At 32.8% G+C, this 19,987-nt stretch carries 22 protein-coding genes; 8 read left to right on the top strand and 14 right to left on the bottom strand.

Annotated features, from left to right (window positions below; genetic code table 11):
- Positions 1–22: 22 nt before the first annotated feature.
- Positions 23–1,102 (top strand): glycosyltransferase family 4 protein, encoded by a 1,080-nt coding sequence (locus tag ACQY29_RS14085; RefSeq protein WP_428225807.1) that lies wholly within the window; start codon positions 23–25, stop codon positions 1,100–1,102.
- Between the two features lie 651 nt (positions 1,103–1,753).
- Here ACQY29_RS14085 and ACQY29_RS14080 read toward each other — a convergent pair.
- Positions 1,754–5,200, bottom strand: a complete 3,447-nt coding sequence (locus tag ACQY29_RS14080) for an FG-GAP-like repeat-containing protein (RefSeq protein ID WP_428225806.1) — start codon at positions 5,198–5,200, stop codon at positions 1,754–1,756.
- 294 nt (positions 5,201–5,494) lie between these two features.
- Between ACQY29_RS14080 and ACQY29_RS14075 the strand changes: the two genes are divergently transcribed.
- Positions 5,495–5,650 (top strand): hypothetical protein, encoded by a 156-nt coding sequence (locus ACQY29_RS14075; protein ID WP_428225805.1) that lies wholly within the window; start codon positions 5,495–5,497, stop codon positions 5,648–5,650.
- A 5-nt stretch (positions 5,651–5,655) separates the two neighbouring features.
- On the opposite strand, the gene ACQY29_RS14070 is transcribed toward ACQY29_RS14075, so the two are convergent.
- Positions 5,656–5,901 (bottom strand): hypothetical protein, encoded by a 246-nt coding sequence (locus ACQY29_RS14070; protein ID WP_428225804.1) that lies wholly within the window; start codon positions 5,899–5,901, stop codon positions 5,656–5,658.
- A gap of 895 nt (positions 5,902–6,796) precedes the next feature.
- Positions 6,797–7,147 carry a 50S ribosomal protein L19 gene (gene rplS, locus ACQY29_RS14065; protein ID WP_014166550.1) on the bottom strand — a complete coding sequence of 117 codons (351 nt, stop codon included), beginning with the start codon at positions 7,145–7,147 and terminating at the stop codon, positions 6,797–6,799.
- 491 nt (positions 7,148–7,638) lie between these two features.
- On the opposite strand from rplS, the gene ACQY29_RS14060 reads away from it, so the two are divergent.
- Entirely contained in the window at positions 7,639–8,448 is an 810-nt protein-coding gene (locus tag ACQY29_RS14060; protein WP_428225803.1) for an SDR family oxidoreductase, read from the top strand.
- Between the two features lie 359 nt (positions 8,449–8,807).
- On the opposite strand, the gene trmD is transcribed toward ACQY29_RS14060, so the two are convergent.
- The 4 genes from trmD to ACQY29_RS14040 form a co-directional block, all read right to left on the bottom strand.
- Positions 8,808–9,485 (bottom strand): tRNA (guanosine(37)-N1)-methyltransferase TrmD, encoded by a 678-nt coding sequence (gene trmD / locus ACQY29_RS14055; RefSeq protein WP_428225802.1) that lies wholly within the window; start codon positions 9,483–9,485, stop codon positions 8,808–8,810.
- 115 nt (positions 9,486–9,600) lie between these two features.
- Positions 9,601–10,044, bottom strand: coding sequence for a DUF1569 domain-containing protein (locus ACQY29_RS14050; protein ID WP_428225801.1), 444 nt, complete (start codon positions 10,042–10,044; stop codon positions 9,601–9,603).
- Positions 10,045–10,421: 377 nt separating this feature from the next.
- Positions 10,422–11,219: a class I SAM-dependent methyltransferase gene (locus ACQY29_RS14045; RefSeq protein ID WP_428225800.1), complete on the bottom strand. Its 798-nt coding sequence runs from the start codon at positions 11,217–11,219 to the stop codon at positions 10,422–10,424.
- A gap of 4 nt (positions 11,220–11,223) precedes the next feature.
- A complete protein-coding gene (locus tag ACQY29_RS14040; RefSeq protein WP_428225799.1) occupies positions 11,224–11,682 on the bottom strand; it encodes a GNAT family N-acetyltransferase in 459 nt (152 codons plus the stop codon).
- Positions 11,683–11,730: 48 nt separating this feature from the next.
- Here ACQY29_RS14040 and ACQY29_RS14035 point away from each other — a divergent pair, with 48 nt between their 5' ends.
- Both ACQY29_RS14035 and ACQY29_RS14030 read left to right on the top strand, forming a co-directional pair.
- Positions 11,731–12,663 (top strand): peptidylprolyl isomerase, encoded by a 933-nt coding sequence (locus ACQY29_RS14035; RefSeq protein ID WP_428225798.1) that lies wholly within the window; start codon positions 11,731–11,733, stop codon positions 12,661–12,663.
- An 88-nt stretch (positions 12,664–12,751) separates the two neighbouring features.
- Positions 12,752–13,054: a c-type cytochrome gene (locus tag ACQY29_RS14030; RefSeq protein WP_428225797.1), complete on the top strand. Its 303-nt coding sequence runs from the start codon at positions 12,752–12,754 to the stop codon at positions 13,052–13,054.
- A gap of 36 nt (positions 13,055–13,090) precedes the next feature.
- On the opposite strand, the gene ACQY29_RS14025 is transcribed toward ACQY29_RS14030, so the two are convergent.
- Positions 13,091–13,546 (bottom strand): 2-dehydro-3-deoxyphosphooctonate aldolase, encoded by a 456-nt coding sequence (locus ACQY29_RS14025; protein WP_428225796.1) that lies wholly within the window; start codon positions 13,544–13,546, stop codon positions 13,091–13,093.
- A gap of 324 nt (positions 13,547–13,870) precedes the next feature.
- Here ACQY29_RS14025 and ACQY29_RS14020 point away from each other — a divergent pair, with 324 nt between their 5' ends.
- The 3 genes from ACQY29_RS14020 (at position 13,871) to ACQY29_RS14010 (ending at position 15,159) form a co-directional block, all read left to right on the top strand.
- A complete protein-coding gene (locus ACQY29_RS14020) occupies positions 13,871–14,428 on the top strand; it encodes a YeeE/YedE family protein (RefSeq protein WP_428225795.1) in 558 nt (185 codons plus the stop codon).
- 3 nt (positions 14,429–14,431) lie between these two features.
- Positions 14,432–14,845, top strand: coding sequence for a DUF6691 family protein (locus ACQY29_RS14015; RefSeq protein ID WP_428225794.1), 414 nt, complete (start codon positions 14,432–14,434; stop codon positions 14,843–14,845).
- A 125-nt stretch (positions 14,846–14,970) separates the two neighbouring features.
- Positions 14,971–15,159 (top strand): heavy-metal-associated domain-containing protein, encoded by a 189-nt coding sequence (locus ACQY29_RS14010; protein WP_428225793.1) that lies wholly within the window; start codon positions 14,971–14,973, stop codon positions 15,157–15,159.
- 103 nt (positions 15,160–15,262) lie between these two features.
- Here the strand turns inward: ACQY29_RS14010 and ACQY29_RS14005 are convergent, their stop codons facing one another.
- The 6 genes from ACQY29_RS14005 to ACQY29_RS13980 all read right to left on the bottom strand — a co-directional run bounded on the left by ACQY29_RS14005 (position 15,263) and on the right by ACQY29_RS13980 (position 19,969).
- Positions 15,263–15,919 carry a lysoplasmalogenase gene (locus tag ACQY29_RS14005; RefSeq protein ID WP_428225792.1) on the bottom strand — a complete coding sequence of 219 codons (657 nt, stop codon included), beginning with the start codon at positions 15,917–15,919 and terminating at the stop codon, positions 15,263–15,265.
- A 4-nt stretch (positions 15,920–15,923) separates the two neighbouring features.
- Positions 15,924–17,192 (bottom strand): sterol desaturase family protein, encoded by a 1,269-nt coding sequence (locus ACQY29_RS14000; protein ID WP_428225791.1) that lies wholly within the window; start codon positions 17,190–17,192, stop codon positions 15,924–15,926.
- 206 nt (positions 17,193–17,398) lie between these two features.
- Entirely contained in the window at positions 17,399–17,674 is a 276-nt protein-coding gene (locus ACQY29_RS13995; protein ID WP_428225790.1) for an ATP-dependent Clp protease adaptor ClpS, read from the bottom strand.
- Positions 17,675–18,547 carry an Rpn family recombination-promoting nuclease/putative transposase gene (locus tag ACQY29_RS13990; protein WP_428225789.1) on the bottom strand — a complete coding sequence of 291 codons (873 nt, stop codon included), beginning with the start codon at positions 18,545–18,547 and terminating at the stop codon, positions 17,675–17,677.
- Positions 18,548–18,568: 21 nt separating this feature from the next.
- Positions 18,569–19,402 carry a 50S ribosomal protein L11 methyltransferase gene (gene prmA / locus ACQY29_RS13985; RefSeq protein WP_428225788.1) on the bottom strand — a complete coding sequence of 278 codons (834 nt, stop codon included), beginning with the start codon at positions 19,400–19,402 and terminating at the stop codon, positions 18,569–18,571.
- Between the two features lie 60 nt (positions 19,403–19,462).
- The gene (locus ACQY29_RS13980) at positions 19,463–19,969 is read right to left on the bottom strand and encodes an N-acetyltransferase family protein (RefSeq protein WP_428225787.1); all 507 of its coding nucleotides are present in this window, start codon (positions 19,967–19,969) and stop codon (positions 19,463–19,465) included.
- Positions 19,970–19,987 lie beyond the last annotated feature (18 nt).

Raw genomic sequence — 19,987 nt, 5'->3', positions numbered from 1 at the left:
TTAAATCTTAATTTTAAAAATTATGGACACAACAATAATATTAATAGGAATAGGAATACTCTCATTTGTATTGGCAAATATTTGCATTCCTATAATTAGAAAAACGGCATTACTTCTAAATTTAGTTGACAAACCAAATTTTAGAAAAGTACATACACAACCTATTCCCCTAGTAGGCGGAATAGCTATTGGTTTTATTTTTAGTTTATGTTCCTTTGTTTTTATTAATGAAGTTACATTTATAAACTACCTCCCCATCTTGTTTACTTCATATGTGTTGCTCATTGTAGGAGTTGTGGATGATAAGAAAGATGTTAAAGCAAAGTATAAGTTAATCATACAGTTATTATTAGCTTTCTTTATTGCTTTTTCAGGAACAAGAATTACTTCACTTTATGGATTGTTTGGAGTAGGTGAAATCAATTTATATCTGCAATATATTTTAACCGTTTTAGTTATTACAGGTGTCGTGAATGCTTTTAATTTAATGGATGGTGTCGATGGACTGGTGGGAAGCTTATCTTTAATAGGTTTTATCTTATTACTTGTTGCAGGTTTTGTATATAATGATACTACACTCGGGAAAATTTGTATGGTTTTTATCGGAACTATAATTGGCTTTTTAAAATATAACTTCTCAAAAGAAAAGATTTTTATGGGTGATGCTGGTTCGCTGTTTTTAGGATTTATTTTAGTTAGTTTAGGGATTCGTATGTTAGAAAGTCAAATAGTAAACAAAGAAAATAACCCTTTGTATATGACTCTAATTGTAATAGCATTTTTTATTATTCCAGTATTAGATTCTATACGAGTTTATCTTACAAGAATTAAAAATGGATACTCTCCATTTAGAGCTGATAAATCACATTTGCATCATATTTTATTACGATTGGGATTAAGCCATAAAAATATAACCATTTGGATTTCAGTGTTGCTATTGTTTTTATTTATCATTGGTTTAGCATTAATAAATAAGACATCAATCACTTTGGCAGTTACGATACTTATAGCTGTTTTTTACCTAATAATGAAGTTTTTGGTTTATGTAATTAATTTGTACAAATGGCAGAAACGAATTAAAGAAATGGAAAGTATTCAATAATGTAAATCAATATTTCAAAATAAATCTATTTTCTAGATTAGAAAAATTAATAAAAAAGTTATTGTCCAAACCATTTGACAGCAACTTTTTATTAATTTTCGTCTAACACAGCAAAGATATTTTTTTAAACTTGTAAAAGACTATTCATGAAAACTTAAAAAAATATTCGGAAAGACATCATAAACAGGACTTTTTTCAAATTTTTGAATATATGTTTTTAAGATTGTAAAAAAGAATAAATGCTCTTTTTGAAGAAGTTTAAGGTTAGAATAGATTTACTTCACCTATACATTTAGTGATTAATTTGGAATATGGGTTTAAATACAAATTTTGTTTTGTCAAAAAGAAAACCTACTGCTTAATTTTAATATTTATTTTATTAAACTTATCCTAACAAATAAATTTTTCTTTTTGGAGCTTCTGAAAAACTAAATACTTTAATCAATTTAGGAATTGCGTCGTGATTTTAGTAAATGCGTACTAATAATAACAAGTATAATCGACTATAAACTTTTGGATAAAGGAATTATTTTTTCTGCAAAACTTTTATTAAATTATGTTTTTTTGTCATAAAAAAGTCTTCAGATAATATATTATCTGAAGACTAAATTGGCTCATAATTAATTATGGAATTAATGCTATAAGCTAAACTTATTTAATCAATATTTTATTATAGTACAAATGACCATTATTATCTATAGCCTCAATAAAATACATACCTGTTGTCAACTTATCTAAGTTTAAAACAAGAGTAGTTTCTTGATTTTCATTTTGATGCTCAAAAACTTTTTTTCCTTGAAAATCTCTAATAACAATCCATTGTAAACTAGCTGGTTGTTCATATTTGAATATTTCCTGGATTAATTCAATATTTAGATAATCTGAAGTGGGATTTGGAAAAATTTTCAACGCAGAAGTATCGTTATTTTGGTCTTCTTTTATTTTATTACAAACAGTATTTGTTTCAATAGGGTCCTCATAATCAAAAAATATCAATGCTTTATTACAAAATCCATCAGCATATTTTTTTGGCTTTATTGTATAGGAAAAGTAACCGTGACAACCCACTTCGTCTTGTTCTTTTGGTGGTAAATTGATGTTATCAAATATAATTGTCAACGCTCCTTTGTTAGTTAATATATATCGATAATTATGACTTGCTTCTTTAATTCTAAAGGTTTCCATATCAAGTCCTTCAGGGATATTATTTTTAATATTTATAAAAGTAGCTTTGTAATTTCCAATATTCTCAAATCTAATCTTATAAGTGAGTTCTTGATTTTTAGACACATAGCCTTCATTACCCTCTCCTTCAGGGGTTACGGCAATATCATTGGGGTCTATTGCGCCTACTAATGCCATAGTAAACAAACTAGTATTGTTATCGGTTTTTGATTCTGATACACTACCTGTAACGGTTGAAGTAACAGTCAATTCTTCTCCAATACTTGCTGATAAAGAAATGTTATCTATTAATCGGATATATTTTGTTTCGCTAGGTTGTATCGTTCCTAAATCAAAAGAATAACTTCCATTGCCATTATTAGTATAAGAGATATTTGCACTAACTAAGGAGATTTTAGAGGGATAAGTAAGATTTACAGTTGCATTATGATTAGCTGAGGTTCCTTTATTACTCACTTGAAGTATACTTTCAGAATCGAATCCTCTTCGCCATAAAGTTGCCACATAACTAATTTCTAAATCTGGCTCTTGGCTACTAGCTTTTAACGGAATATAAACCGTATTTCCAGCGCCTGCATTTGCATTTACAGTACATAGGCCTTGCCAATAATTAGTATTTTGTACTTCTAACGTATAGGTTCCATTAGGTACATTCACATTAAAATATCCTTGGTCATTAGTAGTACAAGTCATTCCGTTTTGAACAATTTTGAACGTAATATCTGGAACTATTTCTTCGTTGGTGTCTTTACTACAATTGTTATTAACATCGTTAAATGTATAGCCATAAATAGGTTGTCCTGTCTCTTCAATGATAGTGATAAATTGATTTGTATTTACATTAGAAATCGTTTGCGTAATTCCCGAAGGCCATTCTACCACTATTTCTTGGATGATGGTTGCATTGTTAAGTCCAAATTTTTGTCGCATACTATTTTGTCCGCCAAAACCACTTACAGGTGTTTGTTGCTTTCTTTGCCAAGAATTATTAGATTTTATTTTTATAGAAGCACCTATTCCGTCTTTATTACTAACAACACCTTGCAATTTGATATTTATCCAAGCATTATTATTTTTCTTTCCGTAATAAAACAAATTTGTCTGATTCTCATCACGGGAAATTAAAACATCTTCTATTCCATCTTTGTCGGAATCGGCCCAAGCCATACCAAAACAATTACCTAAGTCGGCGGAAATATTATCATTAACAATTTTTGTAAACGAATTAGCGCCATTGTTTACATAAAGAAAATTAGCCCCATTATCATTGGTCACGTATAAGTCTAAATCCCCATCATTATCTAAGTCAATCCAATTGCATCCGTGATTGTGTCCGCCATCTTGAATGATTGCATCACCATCGCCACTTAGCATTCCGGCAACTACTTTAGTAAAAGTTCCGTTGCCATTATTTTTATATAAATTATTGTTTTGTCCCGAAGCATTTGCCACAAACAAATCTTCCCAACCATCGTTATCATAGTCCCCCCAAGTTGCACCCACAGAGTTATAAGCATCTATTCCTATGGCACCAGCGTTAATCTTTTCAAATTGAAAATTACCTAAATTTTTGAAAAGCGAATTAGGTCGGTCATTGCCATTAGGTATAAAAATATCGATTAATCTGTCGTGATTATAATCACATAAAACAGGAGCCATAGCTCTTTCTGTTTCACTAGCTACACTATTAGTCACTTTTTTGGTAAAAGTATTATTACCGTTGTTTTTATAGATTTGATGAAACTTAGTGGCAAAAAAATTAGTCAGTAATAAATCTAGAAAACCATCATTATCAAAATCGGCAAACACACCACCGTGGTTATAATCAGGCTGGTCATTTATTCCTGTATTAGTTAGTTCTGTAAATGCTCCCGAATCATTTCTAAAGAAACGATTTTTCATTTCGGTAGCATTAATCACTAGTACATCTTTATCCCCATCATTATCAATGTCACCCCAAATACTTGTAATCGATTTAGCATTAAATGATGTTAGTGGCGTATTGGTTATTTTAGTAAAGGTTTTGTTTCCGTTGTTTTTATACAATTGATTAGGTTTTGTAAGGTCTTTATCTAAAATATACAAGTCTTCCCAACCATCATTATCATAGTCTACCCAAGCGCTATTCCAACTGCTGCCAGAAGTTGTAGTAATGGAACTTGATGGGGCGTTTAACAAATAATTACAACTTACTAAGGAAATAGTTGCACTATCAGACAATGTAAAAGTTCCAGTAGATTCGGCAATCAAACAATTATAATTTGCAATATCCAAATTACTTGCATTTGTTATTGTATATGTCGAGCTTGTCGCACCAGCAATGTCTTCCCCGTTCTTTTTCCATTGATAGCTTAAAGTACCACCATAAGAAGGATTTGCAGCCACAGAAAACGTATAATCTCCAGTAAAGCAACCGCTCACATTTTGTGGTTGGGAGGTGATTATAGGAGGATTTGCAATAGCGCCAGTATTACCATCATAACCACAAACTTTCCATATTGTATTAGTTGAAGGATTAACATATTCTAAGGTATAAAAACCAGCAGCAGGAAGATTTGAATTATAAAAACAATACGTCACCGTAGTTTTTCCATTAGAATAACTTGGAACCGAAGCAGGTCCAGCAACCACTGTTGACAAGGTAGTTCCAATCCAAATTTTATTGATTGCAGGAGGCTCAGTCACATTTCCATCAAAAACAAAACGAATATTCCCTGTTTTTGACATTCCACTAAAATTTGTAGCATAAGGAGTACCTGCAAAGTTTGATGCCATAGGGGTTGACCCTACATTTGCGCAAGAGTTAGGTTGTCCGTTCCCATTATTTCTAAAATCAATTACAGGGCAACTTTGAGCAGACAGCACTGAAATACAAGCTATCTCAAAAACTAAAAAAAGTAAAGCTTTTCTCATAAGGTGAAGTTTTAATCTCAAGAGCAAAATCATTTTTAATTTGAATTTTACTTCTGATTTATATTCACTTTAAGCATTGCAATTTTTATACTAAATATTTTATCCCTTATCTAGCAAGGGGTTTACTCGAAATCCGATGAGTTATAATTCCAAAAAATGGAATTTATTCCGAAATAAAAACAGAATGATAAACTTTAAGTAAGGTTCATATAAATATTAATTAACGAGAGTTCGATTTATAATGATGTGATATGTTGTGTTTTCCGTGTGTTCGAGTATTTTTTGTGCCATAAAATGAAACAGAAAATGACTCGAGGTGTAGCCGAATTGAGCGAAGCTAATCGAGAACTTATTGATGATACTTCTCGATGTAATTTTCCTTCGTTTCTCTACGGAAAATCACCCGAAGTGACGGATAATCAGACTAAATTTACAACGGACTCACGTTAATTAAGTCATTTGGCTAATCGGGTGCGGATTCGACTTAACGACTGAGGTTTAACCCCTATAAAGGCGGCGATGAGGTATTGCGGAATACGTTGAGTTAATTCAAAATATTCTTGTACAAAGCGTTTGTAACGTTCCTCAGGGGTGTTTTTATTTAAGGATAACAATTGATTGACTACAACCCCAAAGCGATGCTCGATAATTAACCGACCAATTTTATTTCCATGAGTGGTATCATTAAAAAATGATTGCAACTTTCTACAAATCTGTTTTTAGGAACAATTTCATTAAAATATTTTTGGAGTTCGTAAATCTCAGTCTTTTTATATTCAAAATTTTCTTTAAGTTCTGTAACAGAATAGTCTTTGTCAAAACCACCAAATGCAGAGATAATCATAACAATGTAACCAATGAAAATTACAAGTCCAATTCCAAGTAAAATCAATATTCCTTTAAAGATATTTTTCAGCATTTTGTCTGTCTTATATTGTTCTTCATAAGGTTGGAGCTAACTTACAAACATACGCACCTTGCAATACAATTTGCGCAATTTGAATGTTTTTAATTATTAAAGCCCACCCAAGCTTCTTCTGAAATGCCGTAGCTTTTAGTTTGTTACCGCTAAACTATAAAAATAAATAATACCTCGCTTACGGGAAGTTATGTTTTTTATGAAAATCGCTTTTCGTTTTATTCTTGTTCTTGACGCTTCGTGCCTCAGCGTGACCTACTGTTGTGTATAAGGTTCAAAAAAATGTTTGGAGGTAGTTGGTTTTGAAAATCTGCGTTAGTTGGTATCTTTTTTTACTATAGATTTACAGATTTATCTGAGAGTCATTCGTGCTTATTCGTGAAATTAGTGTTGTCATATAGTTCATTTGTGACATCTGTGACCATCTGTGTTTTATTCTTGCGAACAATTTGTGTTTGTCTGAGAGTTATTCGTGCTCATTCGTGAAATTAGTGTTGTCACATGGTTCATTTGTGACATCTGTGACCATCTGTGACCATCTGTGTTTTATATTTAGGGAAATTGGTGTTGTTATAGGGGTCATCTGTGACATCTGTGTTTATCTGTGTTTATCTCTGTGTTGTCCTAAAAATAAAAAAGCCCCGAAATTCGGAGCTTTTCTATGGGTTAAAGAAAGATTATTTACGGCTTTCTTTGATTTTAGCTTTCTTACCAGTAAGGTTTCTGAAGTAGAAGATACGAGCTCTACGAACTTTACCTTTTTGGTTAACTTCGATTTTTTGTAACGCTGGCATGTTGATAGGGAAGATACGCTCAACACCTACAGCACCTGACATTTTACGGATTGTAAAAGTCTCAGTTGCACCAGTACCTCTTCTTTGGATTACTACTCCTTTGAAGAACTGAGTTCTTGTTTTTTCACCCTCTTTAATTTCATAGTACACAGTGATAGTATCACCCGCTTTGAATGAAGGGAAATCATTTTTTGCAACTAATTCGTTGTTTACGAAATCTAATAAACTTGACATTTTTATAAAAATTATAAGTTAAAACCTGAGCAACATTCACGATTTTCGCCAGAGGTTGGTCAAACGTGGTGCAAAAGTACAAAAAAATATTTAAAAGTTTATATGTTTATAAAGTTTAAAAGTTTCAAGTTTGATTGATAATTGATTTTTTTGATATTGCCATTGGGATTGTTAGCAGAACTTTATAAATCTATCTGTGTAATTTGTGTATATCAGTGTTTTTTGAATTAGTGATAATTAGTGGAATTGGTATTGATTTTTTTTATTGATATTGCCATTGAAATTGTTATTGCTAGCAAAATTTTATAAATCTATCTGTGTAGTTTGTGTATATCAGTGTTTTTTGAATTAGTGATAATTAGTGAAATTGGTGTTGGTTTATTTTTATTGATAATTGATGTTGTTATTGATAATTGATATTGCTACTCAAATTTTGTCATTGCTATTGAAAATTTTCCTCTTACTTTTATCGCATAAAAAATCAAAAACAAATGATGACTTTTCAAGATAAAAAAGTACTAATTACGGGTGGTGCTTCTGGGATAGGTAAGATTATGGGGCGTAAAGCTTTGGAACGTGGCGCATCACACTTAGTTGTTTGGGATGTCAATGCAGAGGGATTGGCAAATTTACAAAAGGAGTGGGCTGGATTTCAAAAACCGATTAGTACTTATGTCGTGGACTTGTCGCAAAGTCAAGCACTGATGGCGTTGTGTGATAAGGTTAAAAGGGAAGTCGGCACGATAGATATTCTTATTAATAATGCGGGGATTATCGTTGGTAAGCATTTTGTTGATCATACGCATGAGGAAATTGCTAAAACCATGCAGGTAAATTCAGAAGCGTTGATGCATACCACTTTGGCATTTTTGCCTGCCATGATGCAACAGGATTTTGGCGCGGTATGTAATATCGCCTCTTCGGCAGGTTTAGCATCGAGTCCTAAAATGTCTGTTTATGTTGCCTCCAAGTGGGCGGTTGTGGGCTGGAGCGATAGTGTACGCTTGGAGTTGTCGCAAAAGACAAAAAACGTGTCGGTAACCACCATTATGCCGTATTATATCAATACAGGAATGTTTGACGGAGTGAAATCGAAATTACTCCCCATACTTGACCCTGAAAAGACTTCGGAAAAAATCATGCACGCCATTGAAAAGCGAACTAAAATGTTGGCTATGCCTTTGCCGTATTGGTTCATTCGTTTGGCTCAAGGAATTTTTCCTCTTCCTATTTATGAATGGATTATGGATAACATCTTTGGGATTTATGATACGATGAATGAGTTTAAAGGGAGGAAATAGTCTTTTTTTATTTTACCATTAAGGGATTCAGTTTATTAACTCACAATAAACCTTAATTTACTTAATTCCTTAATGGTAATAACAGTTTCAAAAAGAAAAGAAATTGAAAACTAAATATTTTTACCATTAAGGGATTCAGTTTATTAACTCACAATAAACCTTAATTTACTTAATTCCTTAATGGTAATAACAGTTTCAAAAAGAAAAGAAATTGAAAACTAAATATTTTTACCATTTAGGTATTCAGTTTATTAAGTCACGTTAAAGCTTAATTTACTTAATTCCTTAATGGTAATATCTGTTTCAAAAAGAAAAGAATGGTAAAAAGTTGTTATTTTGATAGAGGAAGTCGGGTTGTATTAATCTTCCAATAAATCAGGTCTTCTGTTTTTAGTATGCTCAAAAGCTTTTTCCTCACGCCATTTATCAATGTTTGCTTGATGACCGCTTAGTAAAACATCGGGTACTTTCATCCCTTTATACTCCGCAGGACGAGTGTAAATAGGAGGAGAGAGTAAATTGTCTTGAAAACTATCGGTCAAGGCTGAGGTTTCATCGCTCAATACCCCTGGGATTAATCGAATTAAAGCATCACACAATACAATCGCGCCAATTTCGCCACCACTTAATACATAATCGCCTATCGAAATTTCTTTAGTGATATGCATATCGCGTACGCGCTGGTCCACCCCTTTATAATGACCGCATAAGATGATGATGTTTTCATACATCGACATTTTATTGGCTAAAGGCTGACGCAACGTTTCCCCATCAGGAGTCATGTAAATCACTTCATCGTAGGTGCGTTCTTCCTTGAGTTTAGAAATGCATTTGTCAATGGGTTCAATCATCATTACCATACCAGCACCACCACCAAACTGGTAATCGTCTATGCTTCGACGCTTATCCGTTGTATATTCTCTTAAATTATGGAAATGGACTTCTACCAAACCCTTTTGAACGGCTCTTTTCATGATAGAACCTTCAAACGGACTTTGCATAAGTTCTGGTAAAACAGTGATGATGTCTATTCTCATTCTCTTTGTATTTAGGGCGCAAAGATAGTCTTCTAAATTCTAAATTCTAAATTCTAAACTCTAAATTCTAAATTCTAAACTCTAAATTCTAAACTCTAAACTCTAAATTCTAAATTTAAACACCAAACTGTCTTAAATGATGGTCAATGTGTTTCCACATCAATTTATCCCAATCTTCATAGGTCATTTTACCCCAAAAAGGATGGTTCATCACCGTGATGGTTTGATGTCCGTTGCCCAAACGTTGTACATTGGAAATCAATTCGTTTTTGACTGTTTCAAAATCATATTTTTCCTTAAAAATAAACTCAGGAGCAGTTGGACTATTTTTTTTGAACTCTGAATTGAAAATTTTGTTTTTCATCATGCTACCTAAAAAGCGCATGAAGAAATTGATGTTTAATAGCATTTCACCAAAGGCAACTTCAGAGGCAGAAGAAGTGTGTTTGAGCATTTGGTCAACACTCATTTTACCCCACAACGCTCTCGACTCTGGCGTCAATTTTTCAATTCGGGCAATTAATTCCTGATTATCGTTGGGGTTGTATATGCTTTTCATTTTTATTTGTTTTTAAGATTCAAAGATTCAAAGATTCAAAGATTCAAAGATTCAAAGTTTTACAACTAAAAGTCTTTAATTTATGGCTTACAGCCTTTTACTTTTCACTCTTTACTCTTCACTCTTTACTCTTCACTCTTTACTCTTCACTCTTTACTCTTTACTCTTCACTCTTTACTCTTCACTCTTTACTCTTCACTCTTTACTCTTCACTCTTTACTCTTTACTCTTTACTCTTTACTCTTTACTCTTCACTCTTTACTCTTCACTCTTCACTCTTCACTCTTCACTCTTCACTCTTCACTCTTCACTTTTCACTATTTCTAAATTCTAAATTCATCTCAACTGAACACTGAGCCCTGAACACTGAACACTTCTTACAGCCTTTCTGCAACCACCGCAAACACCATTGGGATTTTATTGCCAAAATGTTTGATTCTAAATTTTCCAGGCTCAAATTCCTCGGTTTCGTTAAAACAATTGTAAGGAGAATAGTCGTATTCGTTAAAGCATTGAATTTGCAAGCCATTTTGAATAAGACTGTTTAAAACTTCCGAAGTAGGATGATTCCACGTGATAGTTTTGGTTTCAATAGTAGCATTTCTATCGCCATAAGTACCCGTTTCTTCTTCAATTATAGGTTCTATATTAAAATAAGAATAAAAAACTTCCTTAAAATCATTGTCATACATCCAAACCACTGGATGAAAATCGGCCATAATAAATTTTCCGTTGGGTTTTAAAAAATGCGAAACAACTTTAGCCCATTTGTCCAAATCAGGTAGCCAACCGATGGTGCCATAACTGGTGAATACAAGGTCAAATTTTTCGGATAAATGATTGGGTAAATCATAAATATCACTGCAAATAAATTGCGTGTCCAATTGTAATTGATGGCTTAACGCTTGTGCGGTTTCAATTGCTTTGTTTGATAAATCAACTCCTGTTACTTGTGCGCCCATACGAGCCATAGATAAGGTGTCTTGTCCGAAATGACATTGCAAATGCAATACTTTTTTTCCAGAAATATCGCCTAAAAGTTCTAATTCGATGGCATTTAAAGACGATTTGCCTTGAATGAAGTTTTCATTGTCATAAAATTCTGAATGTACGTGAACTTCTGTTTTTTCGTTCCACGTTTTTTTGTTGATTTCTAAATAATTGTTAGTTTCCATGTGTTTATAAGGTTAGTTCCATTTGAATGTCGGCACGAGCATAATCAGTATCCTGCATGGGGACTTCAATGAAATTGTATTTGGAATATAAATGTAAAGCTGGTTTTAAAATTCGATTGGATAATAAAAATATTTTTTGGGCTTTTTTCTTTTGGGCAAAAGCAATACAAGCCTCCATTAATAGATGGCTTAATTTCATGCCTTGGTATTTTTTGTCAACCGCCATTTTTGCTAGTTCAAATAGTGTGTCGTTTACCTTTATCATGGCTACGGTGCCTGCGATTTCGTTATTCACTAAGCAAAAGAAAATCTCCCCATCCTTAGCGATAATGTCTTTTTCAATAGTGTTGAATGTTTCTAAATCATGTGGCTCGACATAAAAATATTCTTCCAGCCAAGCTTTATTGAGACGAATAAAATCATTTTTGTATTGCGAATCGTAACCAATTATTTTGATGTCCATTTGAATATAAAATCGTAATTTTGCTTTTCAAATTTAATTAATAAAGTGATGCAAGACGGTATTTACGCAAAATTTAATACTTCAAAAGGGTCAATTGTAGTAAAGTTGACGCACGATTTAACACCTGGTACAGTAGGTAACTTTGTAGGGTTAGCAGAAGGAAATTTAGAAAACTCGGTGAAACCACAAGGACAAAAATATTATGATGGATTAAAATTCCACCGTGTAATTCCTGATTTTATGATTCAAGGAGGTTGTCCTCTTGGAACCGGTACAGGAGATGCAGGGTATAAATTTGATGATGAATTTGTATCAAGTTTAAAACACGATAAACCAGGGGTGTTGTCTATGGCTAATGCCGGTCCTGGAACGAATGGTTCTCAGTTTTTTATCACACACGTGGCAACTCCATGGTTAGACGGTAAGCATACCGTTTTTGGACATGTAGTAGAAGGACAAGATGTGGTAGATGCGGTTGCTCAAGGTGATGCTTTAGAAAGTGTTGAAATCGTAAGAGTAGGAGCAGAAGCTGAAAAATGGAATGCGATTGAAGCGTTCCGTTTATTTGAAGGCTCACGTGCTAAAAGATTAGAAGAAGCGAAACGTTTAGCAGAAGAAGCTGTAGATAAATTGTCTGCTGGTTTTGAAAAAACGGAAAGCGGATTACGTTATAAAATCATCCAAAAAGGAGAAGGTAAGAAAGCTGAAAAAGGAAAAACGGTTTCTGTACATTACCAAGGTTCTTTAGAAAATGGTCAAGTGTTTGATTCATCTTACAAAAGAAAACAACCTATCGATTTCCCTTTAGGAAAAGGTTATGTAATTGAAGGCTGGGACGAAGGGATTGCGTTGTTGCAAGTAGGAGATAAAGCACGTTTTGTTATTCCATCGTACTTAGGTTATGGCGATAGAGGGGCAGGAGGTGTAATTCCACCTAATGCTACTTTAGTATTCGACGTAGAGTTGATGGATGTGAAATAATAGCAGAAGTAAATTCTTATATTTTTAAATCTCAATGGTACTCCATTGAGATTTTTTTTATATTTACAGAAACCAAAAAAAAATAAAGATGAAAAAAATAATAATGGGAGCAGTGGTGTTAGCCATGACCCTTTTTTCGTGTAGTAAAAAAGCGATTGCACCCGCTACTGAGGTGAAAGCTACGGAAGAAGCTAAAGTGGAATTGCCTACAGCTATTGCAGAAGGAAAAACTTTGTATGAAAACAATTGTGCGAAGTGTCATAAATTATTCCCAGCTTCAAAACATGACAAAGCAGGATGGACTAAAACAGTTGACCGTATGGCACCTAAAGCAAAAATAACTGATGAGCAAAAAACATTAGTCTATAATTATTTGACTTACGGAATGTAATATAAGTAAAATGGCTATCGATTGATAGCCATTTTGTTATTTTTTTGCGGTAAATCCTACAGGAATTAGCAATTCGCCTCTTTCATATTTATTCAAATAAACCAAAGCGGGTTTGGTTTGTCCTTCATAGGTAATTTCAAAAATATCCAGCATACCAGCGCCAACATCCGCACGATTAGAAGGGAAGGGGCAGCAAGATTCTACAAATTTGTAGCTGATTTTTTCTCCATTTGGACCAGCAAGGGCATTCAAATATCTTTTTTCGTTATTTTCGCCATCATCCACCGAAGTAAAACCTACATTTACGGGGTAATTTTCTGTAAATGCATATTTTTTGTCACTGGCTTTTTTAGTGATTATAAAGCAATTTAAAGCTTCGTTTAATCCAGGGCCAGGAATAGTGTTGTCAATGTTTCTTATGGTATTACGTGTGCTTATGCACGATATTGTAGTAAACGCAAAAAGGAGGAAAGTTAGTGCCGTTTTTTTCATTATATAAAGTTTAAGCAAATATAAATACAAATTTAAGTAACATTTATAAGTTTTTCTGTGATAAAGTTTGTTTTTATAAAAAAATAGTTCTTAACTTTGCACTCGAAATTTAAGTTTTCAGGCTTAGCTTGAAAGTAGGATATTTCTTTTTCATTATATTGGTTGGGTTAATAAAAGAGTTATCTTAAATTTCAACAAAGCACCTCTAGTAGGTGCTTTTTGATTTTTACTTCTTATCCTTTTTTAATACATCTTTTCTTTTATTTTTGCATTAGATTTTTTTGGATAACAAACTAAACTTACAGACGAACAAATTTAAATTAGATGGAATTACTTACAAAAACATGGCATTGGTCTATATCAGGTGCTTTGATAGGGCTGGTTATGCTTTTATTGACTTATTTAGGCAAAACATTTGGGATGTCTTCAAATTTAAGAACCATTTGTTCAATGAGTGGCGGAAAAAGAGTTTCAGATTATTTTAACTTTAATTGGAAAGAACAACAATGGAATTTGGCTGTGGTTTTAGGCTCTATAGTTGGGGGATTTATAGCGTATCATTTTTTGGGTGGTACTCACAACATAGCGATCAATCCTAAAACAATTGCACAACTACAAGCTATTGGAATTGACGCTCCTAATGGTAAGTTTTTGCCTGATGCACTTTTTAGTATCGAGTCTTTATTGACAGTCAAAGGATTTTTATTGTTATTGTTGGGAGGATTCCTCATTGGTTTTGGAACACCTTACGCAGGCGGTTGTACCTCGGGACACGCCATATCAGGTTTGAGTAATTTACAATTGCCCTCTTTAATAGCTGTAATTGGATTCTTTTTAGGGGGTTTAATCATGGCGCATTTCTTAATTCCTATAATTTTTTAAAAAATGAAATTACTACGATTTTTTGGTGTTGGAGTGCTTTTTGGAATTGTATTAACAAAAGCAGAAGCTATTTCATGGTATAGAATATATGAAATGTTTATGTTTCAATCTTTTCATATGTATGGAATTATTGGAGTGGCTATTACGGTTGGCGTATTAGGGATTCGTTTTATTAAGAAAAAAGAAATCAAAGATGTCGAAGGGCAACCCATAGCGATCCCTAATAAAGACATTAGTTTGGTTCGTTATTTAGTGGGAGGATTTATGTTCGGATTAGGTTGGGCCTTAGTAGGAGCTTGTCCAGGTCCTATATTTATTCTGTTAGGGACAGGTATTCCTGCCATTGCAGTAGTGCTTTTTGGTGCCTTACTGGGTACATTTGTATATGGCTTGCTAAAAGAAAAATTACCTCATTAATTTTTTTGAAAATCGAAGTTTAAAGCCTAAGAAAATGTTAGGCTTTTTTGTTTGTACTTAAAAAGGTGGAATTGATTAAAATTTCGTAAATTTATATAGCAAATAAACAACAAATTATGAAAGCTATGATTCACGTTCAGAACCTTAAAAATTCTGGAAGTGTAAAAATTGTTTTAGGGAAATTGAAGCAAATTCCCTATGTTACGGCTGTTGAGGTCTTTTTAGAGAAGGAACTCGTTGAGATAGATTACCGATCAGATGCAGTTTTATTACAAGTAAAAGAAGCTTTACGTAATGCTGGTTATCCTGAATGATTTTAGAAAATAAATGACAATGCTACCCAAAAATCTATTTATTTAAATGGAAAACGAGATTCATCTTTTGAATCTCGTTTTTTGTTATAGTAAATAAAAAAAATTATTGTTTGTTTAAATTTAAAATGCCTTTAGTAATTAAAAACTGAGCTGTAATGTAAGTTGACATAATTAGAAACCCCGATTTGGGCAATTCCATATGGAATTTATTAATTGCTAATATACTGTCCGAGCAGACAAAGAAAATAGCCCCTAAAAGGATTGTTACATTGTGTGGTGTTTTCCAGTTAAAATAGCCTTTGATAGCCATAATAAACATCAATGAAATGGTACTGGCATAAACGGTTACTGGGATTTTTAAATCGCCTAAACTGGGAAACAGTACATACAGCATTCCCCATAAATAGAGGACTACTAAAAGTACTCCACCTACTAAAAGCTTAGAATCTGGTCGTACTTTTTCTTGTTTGCTAAATAACACAATGAATAAAATATGGGCAATTAAAAAGGATACTAATCCAAAAATAAAATACAATTCGCCTTTATCAGCAAACATTAAGACCACATCGCCCACCCACGAAAAAAACAAGGCGGAAAGCAATATTTTTTTGGTTTTGAAAGTAGCAGCGGTAAAGGTTTCATAAATTAAAAAAGGAACTAATACGGGTTTTAAATACCAAGCAAAGTCTATTTTGTCTAATAGTAATAAAAGAAGATAAAAAATGCTTACTCCAACGAAAAGTTTTAAATTTTTGCTCATAGATTTAGCTTAACACCGTTTGGTTGTTTGATTTGAATTCGAAAAAAATAAAATAACAGTTTACTGAAAGGCTTAAAGTTAAATAACTCATTACAATCGCTGTTCCGAATGGTAACACAGCATCTAAACCAAACCAACCGTTAAAATTAGATATAATATACAAGGCTAAACTGTATCGTATACCTTCAAAAACAATGGAATATTTGTTTTTATCTAATAATTCGCTGTAGCTATAAATCGTTATAAATACAAAAACACCATAGATAAAGATATTTGGAAGGCCAATTTTGGCTACATTTCCAAACAAATAGGATATAAATAACAAGGTACTAAACATCTGGAATAATGCCCAGCCAATTAATGTATTAGAGTTATCTGTTCCATATTTCTTATAGTCATATATATCTTCCATTTTGTGTAACGGATATTTTTCATCAAATCCTTCCGGTCTCCAACCTGTAGGCATAAACCAAATTTTCAATTTATCCGTAAACTTTTCCGCATACCAAGCATCTTTAATTAAAACCCACAAATGTTGGAAATTGATTTTAAACGGATTCCAGGTGTCAGCTGGTCTGGTAATTCCATAAACAGGAGGTACATGAGGTAATTCTTCCTGAAACGTTCCAAATAATTTATCCCAAATAATGAAAATTTGCGAGTGGTTTCTATCCATATATTCAGGGTTTACCGCATGGTGCACACGATGATGTGAAGGGGTAACGATGATTTTTTCTAAAAATCCTAGTTTTCCAATATATCTGGTATGGTACCAAAACTGTAAAAAGAATTGTATAGGCAATGTAATGGCAATTACTTTTGCTGGAACGCCCAATAATGCCGCTGGCAATAATAGAAATGTGAATAATTTGAAAAAATCTGAAACCGATTGTCTTAAAGCACACGACAAATTAAACTCCTCACTACTATGATGAATGGCATGCTTGTTCCAAAAAATATTGATTTGATGTGCCCAACGATGTGTCCAATAACCTTGAAAATCGATAGCAATAAAAGCAATAATGTAAGCTAATGCGGATTCTGGTATGGAAAAAAGGGCTACTTTAGACACTAACCAATCGTAAGTAATTAAAGTGACACTCAAGCCTAACACATCACGTGTAGCATTACTCATTCCTGAGCTTATACTTGATACACTATCTATAACTGGTGCATAATCCACTTTTTTATAATAACCATATAGTTTTTCTAGGACTATTAAAGTCAAGAAAAAAGGCATGGCAATTAGTAAAATTTGTCCGTAAATTTCCATATTTAATACGATATAGGTTTTTCTTTAATTAATAGTAGTATTAAAGAAGTTTTATAAGTTGGTTTAAGTCGTAAAAATAGGAAATGGATTGGAAGTTTTTTTGAATCCTTACAATTTTAACATAGTTATACTGGAACAAATATAAAATAAAGAGTTGTTTAAATAAAAAAGGAATGTTTTTCTAGAAAAACATTCCTTGAAGTGTATTATATAATCTCGGCGCTCAATCCTGCCTCCAATAGTGCAGAACATTTAGGCTCTAATTCTTTAAACGAACCTGTTTTTACACCACATTTGCCCGTGTAATGCACTAAAATGGCACATTGTTCTGCTTGCAAAGCATCGTGTTCGCATATTTGAATCAAGGTGTCAATAACATGGTCAAAAGTATTTACATCATCATTGTATAAAATAATTTCTCGATTCGCAGAAATCATTTCAAGGATATCAACTTCTTTTTGTACTTTTTCTATCGTTGCCATTTAAAAAGTTTTCTTTAAATTTTCTATTTCTTCGCGGTTCAGTCCTGTATAAAGACTTATTTTCTCAATATTTTCACCATTTTTAAGCATCAAGCGAGCAATTTCATATTTTCCTTCTAGCTTTCCTTCTAGCTTTCCTTCTAATTTTCCGTCATCAAAAGCCGTGTCAATAGTATTTTTAAAATCTCTATAAGCTTTTAAATTCATTTCGTATCGTTCCATCTCTTCTTTGCCTAATTTTGAAACTTCTGCTTTTTCAAAGGCTTCTGTAAAAACATGCTCTTTAAAAATAGTTGGAATGGTTTCTAGTTCTTCTAGGTTTTTTAAAAAATATAACCATTGGTCTAATCTGGAGCTCAATTCAGCTTCTTGCTTTTTGAAATTGGGCATTTCTAGATAAATATACGTCAGTTTATCATAAAATACTTTTCCATTTTGATTCTTTAATTTGATGGTATGCATCACCTCGTTTCTTTCAGGTTCAGTTTCATAATCATCAAAAGTAAAATCTAAAATACCAATACAATAAACCGCTTTTAAATTAAAATTCCAATCGCCTTTCTCTGCTTGTTCACGAATAGGAAACGTGGAATAATAAATGGTTCGCTCTTTGAAAAAATTCTGTTTAGCTTTTTGTAATTCTACAATGAATTTTTCGCCTTTATGATTCTCACAGTAAATATCATAAACTGCTTTTCTGTCCAAATCGGTAATACCAAGCTGTTCAGTATTTTTAAAATTCAAATCAGCAATTTGGCTTTCTTCAGGCAATAAGGTATTCAGAAAGTCCATCAACTGTGGTTTGCTGGCTTCCTCTCCGAATATTTTTTTAAATCCAAAATCAGTAAATGGATTTATATATTTTGCCTTCATAAAACTTTTTACTTACTTCTACTAATTTACGTATTTTAATGAAACCCAATTGTTTCTATTGATTTTTTTAACAAAAGTCAACCCTTTTTCCGTGCAAGAAGCATCAATAAACGGAATATCTTGTTCGTAAAATCCGCTAAATAAAATGAATCCTCCTTTATTTAAACAATTTACATAGGTCTGCATATCATTTAAAAGGATATTTCTATTGATGTTGGCAATAATTAAATCATATTTTTTCCCTTCTAACAAAGAAGCATCGCCTTCATAAACACTAATATGTTTGCAATTGTTTCGCTCCGCATTTTCAATCGAATTTAAATAACACCAATTGTCAATATCTATGGCATCAATAGGTTGTGCTCCTTTCATTTCGGCTAAAATGGCTAAAATAGCAGTTCCACACCCCATGTCTAAGGTTTTCATGCCTTCAATATCCATTTCAAGCAAATGTTGCACCATCATGTGCGTGGTTTCATGGTGCCCTGTCCCAAAACTCATTTTGGGTTCTATGACAATATCGTATTTTGCTTCTGTTTTGGGGTGAAATGGCGCACGAATATGACATTGACCATCTACATCTATCGGGTCAAAATTCTTTTCCCATTCTTCATTCCAATTTTGTTGCTCAATTTCTTCAAAGGTGTACGAAATTTTAAATTCCGGACTGCTTAAAATGAAAATGTCTTCTAAAATGTTTTCATTCCAATCTTCTTTTGGAATATACGCTGAAAAGCCATTTTCCGTTTCGATAAAACTATCAAAAGGAAGTTCACCTAATTCGGCAATTAAAATTTCACTTCCAAGTTCTTTGGGTTCCACTGTAAAATGATAACCTATGTATATATTTTGCATGAATTTATTTTTTGCAAAGGTACTAATTTGTTTTGACTAATGTTTTACTGAATAGCACTCTCAATTTTCGTTATTTAAAAGGAGTTGAACAAAAATAGAATCCAGCCAACGGTTAAATTTAAAACCGGTTTGTTTGATATGACCAACGGTTTCAAATCCTAGTTTTTTATGAAAAGCCAAACTTCCTAAGTTTTCTGAATCAATCACCCCAATCATGGTATGCAACTTTTGCTCTTTTGCAATAACAATTAACTCTTTCAATAGCAGTGTCCCGATACCATTTCCATGAAAATCTTTGTGTACATAAACCGAATGCTCCACCGTGAAGCGATAACCGATTTTAGAACGAAAAGTACCATAAGTCCCAAAACCAACAATCGTTTCATTTTTAACCGCCACTAAAAAAGGAAAACCATGTGCGTTTTTTCCTTCGAAAATAGCTTGCTGTTGCGCTAGTGTTCGGGTGTCATAATCCCAAATTGCGGTGGAATGTAAGATTTCATGGTTTACAATTTCTAATACCGCTGGTAAATCATCTAAATTGGCTGGGCGAATGGAAATGCTCATAGTTTTGTTTTTAACAAA

Source organism: Flavobacterium sp. (genome assembly GCF_965262375.1).
Classification (GTDB): Bacteria; Bacteroidota; Bacteroidia; order Flavobacteriales; family Flavobacteriaceae; genus Flavobacterium.
This window is presented reverse-complemented; position numbering and strand designations above follow the sequence as displayed.